General features: G+C 57.5%; 7 protein-coding genes and 1 pseudogene. 6 read left to right on the forward strand and 2 right to left on the reverse strand.

Annotated elements, in window-relative coordinates:
- Positions 1–172 precede the first annotated feature (172 nt).
- A complete protein-coding gene (relB, locus tag K8V32_RS13045; RefSeq protein WP_303908312.1) occupies positions 173–505 on the forward strand; it encodes a type II toxin-antitoxin system RelB family anti-toxin in 333 nt (110 codons plus the stop codon).
- Positions 506–587: 82 nt separating this feature from the next.
- Here relB and K8V32_RS13050 read toward each other — a convergent pair whose 3' ends face one another.
- Positions 588–2045, reverse strand: coding sequence for a CCA tRNA nucleotidyltransferase (locus K8V32_RS13050; RefSeq protein ID WP_303908315.1), 1458 nt, complete (start codon positions 2043–2045; stop codon positions 588–590).
- A 110-nt stretch (positions 2046–2155) separates the two neighbouring features.
- On the opposite strand from K8V32_RS13050, the pseudogene K8V32_RS13055 reads away from it, so the two are divergent.
- From K8V32_RS13055 to trxA, 5 genes and pseudogenes are all read left to right on the forward strand, one after another.
- A pseudogene (locus K8V32_RS13055) lies at positions 2156–2722 on the forward strand (NUDIX hydrolase); the annotation flags it as partial.
- 398 nt (positions 2723–3120) lie between these two features.
- Complete coding sequence (gene murJ, locus K8V32_RS13060) at positions 3121–4866, forward strand: murein biosynthesis integral membrane protein MurJ (protein WP_303908317.1); 1746 nt, start codon at positions 3121–3123, stop codon at positions 4864–4866.
- Between the two features lie 96 nt (positions 4867–4962).
- Positions 4963–6546, forward strand: coding sequence for a discoidin domain-containing protein (locus K8V32_RS13065; RefSeq protein WP_303908320.1), 1584 nt, complete (start codon positions 4963–4965; stop codon positions 6544–6546).
- A gap of 133 nt (positions 6547–6679) precedes the next feature.
- Positions 6680–7669 carry a thioredoxin-disulfide reductase gene (gene trxB / locus K8V32_RS13070; protein WP_303908323.1) on the forward strand — a complete coding sequence of 330 codons (990 nt, stop codon included), beginning with the start codon at positions 6680–6682 and terminating at the stop codon, positions 7667–7669.
- Positions 7669–7992, forward strand: a complete 324-nt coding sequence (gene trxA, locus K8V32_RS13075; RefSeq protein ID WP_303908326.1) for a thioredoxin — start codon at positions 7669–7671, stop codon at positions 7990–7992. Before trxB ends, trxA begins: the two co-directional genes overlap by 1 nt.
- A 263-nt stretch (positions 7993–8255) precedes the next feature.
- Here the strand turns inward: trxA and K8V32_RS13080 are convergent, their stop codons facing one another.
- The gene (locus K8V32_RS13080) at positions 8256–9359 is read right to left on the reverse strand and encodes a ParB/RepB/Spo0J family partition protein (protein ID WP_303908327.1); all 1104 of its coding nucleotides are present in this window, start codon (positions 9357–9359) and stop codon (positions 8256–8258) included.
- Positions 9360–9372 lie beyond the last annotated feature (13 nt).

Raw genomic sequence — 9372 nt, forward strand, 5'->3', positions numbered from 1 at the left:
CACAAAAGACCGTAGTCAGCCCACTGCCCCAAATGCAGGAACGAAATAGTTCGCCGCCTGTGACCGCATTCTTGCCGAGCGCCCGAAGATAGGCCACGGAAATAGCCGAAGGGGATAGAGTATGCGTTATAACACATAATAAAATGGCACTACAGCGATCCAGGAGACGCCGATGGCCACTCGCTCATTCCGAGATATTGCGACGAAGAACCGCGAAAAATGGAGCGCGAGTGCACATAATCTGGCACAACGCTTATCCGCTCAACTTGAAGCAGAGACCACCGCGCAAGAAGCACTCGGTCGTCAGCTTGCCGAGGCCCGAAAATTAGCTCACCTCACACAGCCGCAGCTGGCCCAGCAAACAGGACTCCAGCAAGCAGACATCAGTCGTATCGAACATGGCTTAGGCAACCCCACACGAGATACCTTGCTCAAGCTAGCAGATGCTCTGGGCATGGAAATCGTCCTACGGCCTAAAGAAGGAGAGACAAAGGTCCAGATCTGACAACCATACTCAGACGCACGTCCACGAATGAGAAAAATCAACCAGAATTTCTCATCCGTGGGTGTCTGGTCAAACTTCGATACTATTCCTGAGCTTCGGGCTGTTCAGCCCACCAGTCTAATAGCGCCTGCTTGGATGCCTCAAAATCTGAGGGCCCTTCATCTAACCGGCGGTCCAGTAGATACTTATAGGCACGCCCAACGAGGGGACCGGGCTTGATGCCGAGAATCTCCATAATCTGCTTGCCATCAAGATCCGGCCGGATTGCCGCCAGTTCCTCTTCCTTCGCCAGCTGATCAATGCGGGCTTCTAGATCATCATAAGCAGCGGCCAAACGACGTGCCTTGCGCTTATTCCGCGTGGTCACATCCGAACGGGTCAACGCATGCAGGTGCTTGAGTAAATCACCGGCATCAGTCACGTAGCGGCGCACGGCCGAGTCGCTCCATTCGCCGTCACCATATCCATAAAACCGCATGTGCAGCTCAACCAGGCGGGCCACGGCTTTGGTCGTGTCCTTATCAAAACGCAGTTCACGCATCCGTTTGGCAACCATTTTGGCACCAACGACGTCGTGATGACGAAACGAAACCTTACCCCCGGCCTCAAAGCGCCGCGTTTTCGGCTTGCCAATGTCGTGCATCAGTGCGGCAAAGCGCAACACGAAATTCGGGGCAGCAAAGTAGTCGGCCTCGTGGTCGACCGCGTTTTCCATGACCTGCAGGGAGTGCTCGTAAACATCTTTGTGGCGGTGGGCATCATCTTGCGCATCACGCAGGGCGGGCAGTTCGGGCAGCACAAAGTCAGCAATACCAGAAGCTACCAGCAGTTCCAGTCCACGACGGGGTTTGGGTGCGATCATGAGCTTGACGAGTTCTTCGCGAATACGCTCCGCAGAGATGATGACAATGCGCGAACCCATGTCTTTCATGGCTTCGGCAACATCGGGGGAGACGGTGACCCCAAGTTGAGCGGCGAATCGTGCGGCACGCATCATACGCAACGGGTCATCAGAAAACGATTGCTGCGGGGTGCCCGGGGTTTCCAGTACCCCCGACACCAAAGCTTTTAGCCCGCCAAACGGATCGATGAGTTCAAAATCCGGCAGACGTAGCGCCATCGCATTGACCGTAAAATCGCGACGGCGCAGATCCTCAACCAAATCGGTTCCAAACACCACCTCGGGTTTGCGAGAATCTGGATCGTATTTCTCATCCCGGTAAGTGGTAATTTCCACAATCCAGTCGCCGTACCGAGCACCAATGGTGCCAAAGGCCGCACCGATATCCCATTGCGCGTGTGCCCAACCGGTCAGAATCTGCTGGATGGCCTCGGGTTTGGCATCCGTGGTGAAATCCAAGTCCGTCACATTCGAACCCAAAAACATATCGCGCACCGGCCCACCCACTAGGGCGAGCTCGTATCCGGCGTCATCAAAACGCTGCCCGAGTTCTATCACGAACTTGGGCAGAGCGACGTCGTCGGGAAAACCGGCCGGTAATGGCACGGTCGCGTATGTGGTTTCAGTGTGCTTGGACATGGCGTTTTGACAGTTTCGTTCGGGTTTACGGATAATACATGTGAAATTTTCCCCACCCGTGTTGCACGTGGGGCATGCCTGGTGTGGTGCAACGGGCTAGAGTGGATTATATGTCCCAACGCCCCCGCGGTGCCGCTGATCGCACCCCACCCAATGTCTGGGGCACCTCTGCGTCCGCACGCCGCCGGATCCGCCGCGACCCACAAACGGGGCGGCTTCGAGGCGAAGTCCTCAACGTTGCCGGACAAATACCCACTGTACGAGAAATTTCGGCCGGCGGCATGGTCGTACGCGAACACCGTGGCATACACCAAGTAGCCATTATTGCACGCTATAACCGTGGGGGACGACTCGAATGGGTGCTACCCAAGGGGCATCCAGAGGGCGAAGAAGACCACCACGAGGCCGCCATTCGCGAGGTCGCCGAAGAAACCGGCATCTCCGGCGACATCCTGACCCATCTGGGACACATCGAATACACGTTCACGGTGCCGGGACGACGCATCCACAAAACCGTACATCACTTCTTATTGCGCGCCACCGGCGGGGAGTTGACCATCGAAAATGACCCGGATCAAGAGGCCGTGGACGTCGCCTGGGTCGACGTCGATCGCCTCACCGGGCGCCTCACCTTCATCAATGAACGCCGCATCGTGGAGCTTGCCCGCGAACTGATGGCCGAATTCTTTGACATCTCACCACCACCGGCCACCGTGCGCCCGCGCCGGGTGGTCCCGATGACCCGCAGATTACCCTCCGGGCTGATTCCACCGCAGTTTCGTAACGACGACGAAACACTCCGAAAACCCCCAACACCGTATGAGCTCGCCCAGAAACTGGCGCGCGCCCAACAGCCGGTTCAGCAGCCCGACGAGCCCGACACCCCCGACTCGGAGCATGACACCCAGCGTTTAGCATTAGAATCGGACGAGTCCACAGCATCCAGCCAGTCCCAAGACTCGCCTGATAGCCTGCCCAAGGACTCCGCATCGGACGCGGTTTCCGAACCCGCTGAGCAGCCGAAGATCCCCAAACCCTCGGCCGCACTGTTTAAGAAACGCCAAACACCAAACACATGACCGAAACCCAGCAGGCCACCGAGCCACACCACGACCCCAAAGACGCCTCCCGCAGTAAATCCGCCGGTGCCAAAGCCTCGGCAATTATGGCCGCGGGCACCATGATCTCACGCGTCCTGGGATTCGCCCGCACCTCCCTGCTGGCCATCGCCATCGGCTCCACAGCCCTGGTCGGTGACGTTTTCGAAACCGCCAACACCATCCCCAACGTGATCTACATGCTGCTGGCCGGCGGTGTATTCAACGTGGTGTTAGTTCCACAAATCATCAAACAAGCCAAAAAGCCCGATCGCGGCGCCGACTACACCTCCCGGCTGATCACCCTGGCCGCAATCATCATCGGGGCCTTTACCATCGCCCTGACCTTACTGGCCGCGCCCATCATCCAGGGTCTCACGCTGGGCTGGTCAGATGCCAAACTCGCCCTGGGTACCGCCTTCGCGCTGTGGACGCTGCCCCAAATCTTCTTCTACGGCATGTACGCCGTGATCGGCCAGGTACTCAACGCCCACGGCCGCTTCGGGGCCTATATGTGGGCACCGGTGGCCAATAACGTCATCGCCATCGCCTTCATCCTGTTCTACATCGTCATGTTCGGACCATACGTGGCCATGCCCGACAGCCAACAATTCGCCGAATGGACGACGACGCACACCATCGTTCTGGCCGGCGGCCACACCCTAGGGATCATCATCCAAGCGGTCGTACTGCTCTGGCCGCTCAAACGCCTCGGGCTCGGGCTGCGCCCCAAATTCGGGTGGAAAGGCATGGGCCTGCGCCACACCGGACAACTAGCAGGCTTCACAATCATCACCATGATGGTCGGCAACATCTCGAATCTGATGATCAACCGGCTGGTCACCGGCGCCACCGAAGCCCGAACCGCCCTCGATGACCCCTTCGAAAAAGCCGCCATCCCCGGACTCCAGGCCCTCAACGTCGGCCAACTGATCACCGTGCTACCGCACTCGGTATTCGTCCTGTCCATTGCCACCGTACTGTTCAACCACCTGTCCCGCGCCGTACACGACAACGACCTGGCCACCGTCAAACGCACCACCAACTCCGGGCTGCGCACCTTCGCGATACCCATGATGATCTCCGTGGCCGGGATTATCGTGTTAGCCCCAACCATCGCGCGCCTCTTCGCCTCAACTGACACCACCGCCATCGTCTCCGCCCACGCCATCGCCCAAATCCTGTTACTGCTGGCCCTGGGCATGCCACTGCGTTCAGCCCACTTCTACCTGCTGCGCGTGTTCTATGCCTCCGAAAACGCACTGATCCCCATGATCGTCCAAGTCGGTGCCGCCGCCCTGTCACTATCCCTGTCCTACGGGATCGCCCCGTTCGTCCCCATGGAATCCCTGGCTCACCTGATTGCGCTGATCTTCACCGGCGTCCACGTGTTCCAACTGGCGCTCACCCACATCCTGGTCAAACGCCACTTCGGCGACTACGGCACCAAAGCCGTGCTCGCCACCTACATCCGCTCCGGCTGGGCCGCCGTCGTCGCCGGCGTCTTCGGTGTAGCACTGCTCTACCCCATGGGCGGCTACAGCGGCGGCTGGGCCATGAGCTCCATCCCCAACGCCGCCATAGCCTGTGCCATCGTCGGCACCGTCATGGTCGCCGTCTACCTGGTGGCCTGCCGCATCTTCGAAGTCACCGAACTCAACGAGTTCACCGCCCCCGTCACCAACCGCCTGCGCCGCAGCACCAAAACCAACGCACATCGTTAGTGTGACGCCGTGTTGTCAGATGGTCACAGCACCAGATAGATCACCTAAACTAGAGAACAATCTTCAACATCCGCCGACAAACTTTGGGAGGTCTTGGTGGCCCATATCGACGAAGGTACCGTGCTGGGAGGTCGCTACGAGATCACCGGTCGCGTCATGGCATCCGCCCAGCAAGATCAAGTCCTCACCGGGTTAGATCAAGTCCTCAACCGGGAAGTCCTCATCCTGGTTGCCTCCCGTGACAACGCCTCCCAAGCCGCCCAATCCGCCCGCCAACTGGCCACCGGCGAACGCACCAGCTCCATCCAAATCCTCGACCTCGGGCTCTCCGACAACCGCACCTACCTGGTCGCCCCCGGCAATGCCGATGTCGAAGACTTCCTGGCACTACTCACCGCCGGCGACGTCTACGTCGAACCGTTTTTCACCGAGCACCTGGGCACCGAACTCTTTGGTGAAGCCCGTCAGGCCACGCCCGAAACCTTCGACGACGACGCCGAATACTACCGTGAACTCCAAGAAGAACTCGCCGAAGAGCCAGACGACTCCAAGCGCCCCGAATTCATCAATAAGCTCTCTGACCGCATCGACAACTGGCTCCAGGAAGACACCGACGCTCAACCCAGGACCCCGGGTCACACACCCACCAAAGGCGCTGGCGCTGCTCCAGCAGCCGCAGCAGCCTCTGCTGGTGCTACTAACGCACAGCATCGCGATTCCCACTCACGCACCGATACCCAACAAGATGAACAGCCCACCGAGGTCGTCAACGACCCAGAAGACGACCAGCGCACCGAGGTCTTCCACCCGGCCGCCGATGAGCAACGCACCGAAGTGTTCAACCCGGTCACCGAGCAGCAGGACCAGGCCCCCGCGCCAATCCCACCGGCGCACATTAGCCCCAAACCGGAGGGTCAAAAGCCGCGTACCCAAACCCCACCGGTCATTCCACCGGCAGCCCCGGAGGAACACACCCCCGATGAGGGCTACGCCATTGAATACACCGATGAGAAGCCACGCTCGGCCGTGGGACGCTGGATCGCCGGCGTCGCCCTGGTCGCCATCCTGATCGCCGCCGTCGTCATCGGCTTCCGTGTCCTGGGCAGTCCAGAAGATGAACCACCGGTGGCCAACGAGCCGACCACACAGGAGCCCGCCGAAGATGAGGGCGATGCCCCAGCTGAGGATGAGGCCGAGGAAGAACCCGCCGGCCCCGAGCCCGTAGCAGCCTCCGTAGAGCGCATCGTGCCCGATGCCCCCGGGCTCACCAACGAGTACGACGCCGACCTCCCGACAATCGTTGACGGCAACCTGGCCACCGCCTGGCACACGCTGACCTTTACCACCCCGCAATTCGGTGGCTTCGCCTCCAACCTGGCCCTGGTCGTAGAACTTGAAGAAAAAGCACCGGTATCAGAGATCACCATCGCCCAGAACCAGGGGTCAGGCGGAGCATTCACCGTGTCCGTAGCCAATGAACCGGATCCAGACGCTGGTGTAGTCATCACCGAAGGATCCTTCACCGGACCGGAATACACGGTCGATGCCCATAATTCCGATGGCGAACCCATCGAAGCTCGCTACGTGATAATCAACTTCACCGAGCTTCCGACCCTGTCAAACACCAATTCGCCAGAACGACCCTACGGTCTGCGAATTGCCGAGATTGACGTCAACTAACCTGACAGCGAAGCGGAGCTAGGGTAGCGGAATATTCTGCACCGCTGTTTACGTTGTCATTGGAAGAACGAGAAGCAGTGGGCGCCCTATTCGTTGTGCCCACACATCTGTTAGCACGAGCAAAGGAACTACCTTGGCAGAGAACCTTACCGCCGACGTACACGACGTTGTGATCATTGGATCTGGCCCTGCCGGTTATACCGCAGCCATCTACGCCTCACGAGCCAACTTGGCACCTGTCCTATTCACAAGCTCAGTACAGGCCGGTGGCGAGCTGATGAACACCACCGACGTAGAAAACTTCCCAGGCTTTCCAGATGGCATCATGGGCCCTGAGCTCATGAGCCACCTTGAAGCTCAGGCCCGCAAATTCGGTACCGACGTACAATATCAGGACGTCGTTGAAGTTGACCTCAAGGCCGAGCCAAAACGCATCACCCTGGGCGACGGTACCAAGCACTACGCTCGCACAGTCATCATTTCCACCGGCTCCCAGTACCGCGAACTGGGGATCGAGGGCGAAAGTGCACTAACTGGCAAGGGTGTCTCCTGGTGTGCAACCTGTGACGGTTTCTTCTTCCGCGACCAGCCACTGGCTGTTGTCGGTGGGGGAGACTCCGCTATGGAAGAAGCCATCTTCTTGACCAAATTCGCTTCTAAGGTCTACGTCATCCACCGTCGTGATGAACTGCGCGCCTCGCAGATCATGGCCGATCGCGCGCTGGCCAACGAAAAGATCGAATTTATCTGGAACTCCACCGTCGAAACCATTAACGGTGAAGATAAAGTTCAATCAATTGATATTCGGAATCTGGTGACCGATCAGGTCAATACGCTGGATGTCAACGGCGTCTTCATCGCCATTGGCTCCGATCCTCGAACCGATCTTGTCAAAGATGTCCTAGAAATCAATGACGTCGATGGAACCATCGTCGTTCAGGAACCATCAACTGCAACCAATATCCCAGGCGTCTTTGCTGCGGGTGACGTCGTCGACGGCAAATACCGACAGGCCATCACTGCTGCCGGGATGGGTGCCAAAGCTGCTATCGACGTCGAAGACTACCTCGGCGCTCAGCCCACTGTTTCTAAAAGCCCCCAGCTCCTATCGGAAGGAATTTAATGTCGACCATTGATGTAACAGATCAGGATTTCCAAGAAAAGGTCATCGACTCAGACAAGCCCGTCATCGTTGACTTCTGGGCGGTCTGGTGCGGTCCTTGTCGCCAGCTTTCTCCTGTTCTCGAAGAAATTGGCGAGAAGTACTCGGAGAAGGTAACCGTTGCAAAAGTAAATGTCGACGACAACCCAGGTATTGCCGCACAATACGGTATCACCAGTATCCCAACCGTATTCGTCTTCCAAAACGGTGAAAAGGTCGCGACTTCCGTTGGTGCCAAACCACTTCACGTTCTTGAAAAGGAATTCGCTGACTACCTGAACTAGGAGCTGGCAGCGCTACTCTTGAGGGTGATGGTCTTCTAGAGACCATCACCCTTTTTGTTTCGACAAATGTTCGGCTGTGTAGCAGGTTCTGAACACGTCGTTGCTACACAGCTGAACTGCCCGCTGTAGTGCATTCTAAATTTTTATTCATCCGTGCCTCGACCCGCGAGACAGTGATCCTGAGGTAGGGGAGGGGTCATTTAATAGCTTCACGGCACAACAAGATCATTCGTTGTGCCGTGAAATTCTAGGAGGACTAGCTATCAGGAAGGGTTTTCTGGGTTGATAACGTTCATGATTCTGTTCAAGTCATCTACTGAAGCAAAATCAATCGAGATTCGGCCCTTCTTAGCACCCAGCGTGATTTTCACAGAGGTATCCAGGAAGTCAGTGAGAGAAGAGGCTAGCTCGTCGAATTGGCGTGTGTTCTTACGCTGTACCGTTGGAGCCTTCGTAGCTTCTTCTGAGCTCTTGGACATCAGAGTTGCTAATTCTTCTGTTGCCCTGACGGAGAGGCCTTCGTTAATAACACGCTGAGCCAACTGCAGCATGAGCGCCTCGTCGGTTACGCCCAGGATTGCTCGCGCATGTCCAGCTGACAGCACCCCAGCAGCAACCTGTCGCTGGACACCAGGGGGGAGGTTCATGAGTCGCAGTGTGTTCGATATGTGTGGGCGTGATCGTCCAACACGCTTTGCCAGGATGTCTTGGGACCACCCAAAGTCCTGCATCAGCTGTTGGTAGGCTGCTGCTTCTTCAAGCGCATTGAGTTCACTGCGATGGATATTCTCAAGGAGGGCTTCACGCAGAAGATCTTCATCAGCAGTATCTCTCACGATTGCCGGGATAACATCTTTTCCTGCACGCTTAGTTGCACGCCAACGACGCTCGCCCATAATCAACTCATACTGCCCGGAGCTACCCGCCGGCCGGACAACTACGGGCTGCAGTACGCCGACTTCCGCAATAGACGCAACGAGTTCCGTCATCGCTTCTTCGTCGAATTCATCACGGGGCTGGCGGGGATTCGGCCGAATATCATCGACGTGAATCTCACGTAGGAAGCTGTCGTCGTCCACTTCCTCATGAGCACTTGAATCTTTAGACCTCTCAAGAATTGGATTCGGCATTGCCGCGCGGCTTGCCTTCTTTTGTGCCGCTTGACGACTTGAAGTGGGGCCATCCCCAAAGAACAGATCAGAAGGACGACGCTTGTCCCGCGATTTAGCAGGATCTAAGTATCGGGAACCGACATCCTCTTTTGCCTCATCACTTGCTGTTGTGTCCGCTCCTGTCAACGACCCATGAGATTCTGACGTAGTCTCTTCCGCTACATTATCTTCTGCTGCATCGTCTCCTTCAGGCACCGATGTGTCTTGT

Source organism: Enteractinococcus helveticum (assembly GCF_020742345.1).
Taxonomy (GTDB): Bacteria; Actinomycetota; Actinomycetes; order Actinomycetales; family Micrococcaceae; genus Yaniella; species Yaniella helvetica_A.

Excerpts from the sequence above, each read along its gene's own strand:
- relB (WP_303908312.1), top strand. The coding sequence starts at position 173 with ATGGCCACTCGCTCATTCCGAGATATTGCGACGAAGAACCGCGAAAAA.
- murJ (WP_303908317.1), top strand. The coding sequence starts at position 3,121 with ATGACCGAAACCCAGCAGGCCACCGAGCCACACCACGACCCCAAAGAC.
- trxA (WP_303908326.1), top strand. The coding sequence starts at position 7,669 with ATGTCGACCATTGATGTAACAGATCAGGATTTCCAAGAAAAGGTCATC.
- K8V32_RS13050 (WP_303908315.1), bottom strand. The coding sequence starts at position 2,045 with ATGTCCAAGCACACTGAAACCACATACGCGACCGTGCCATTACCGGCC.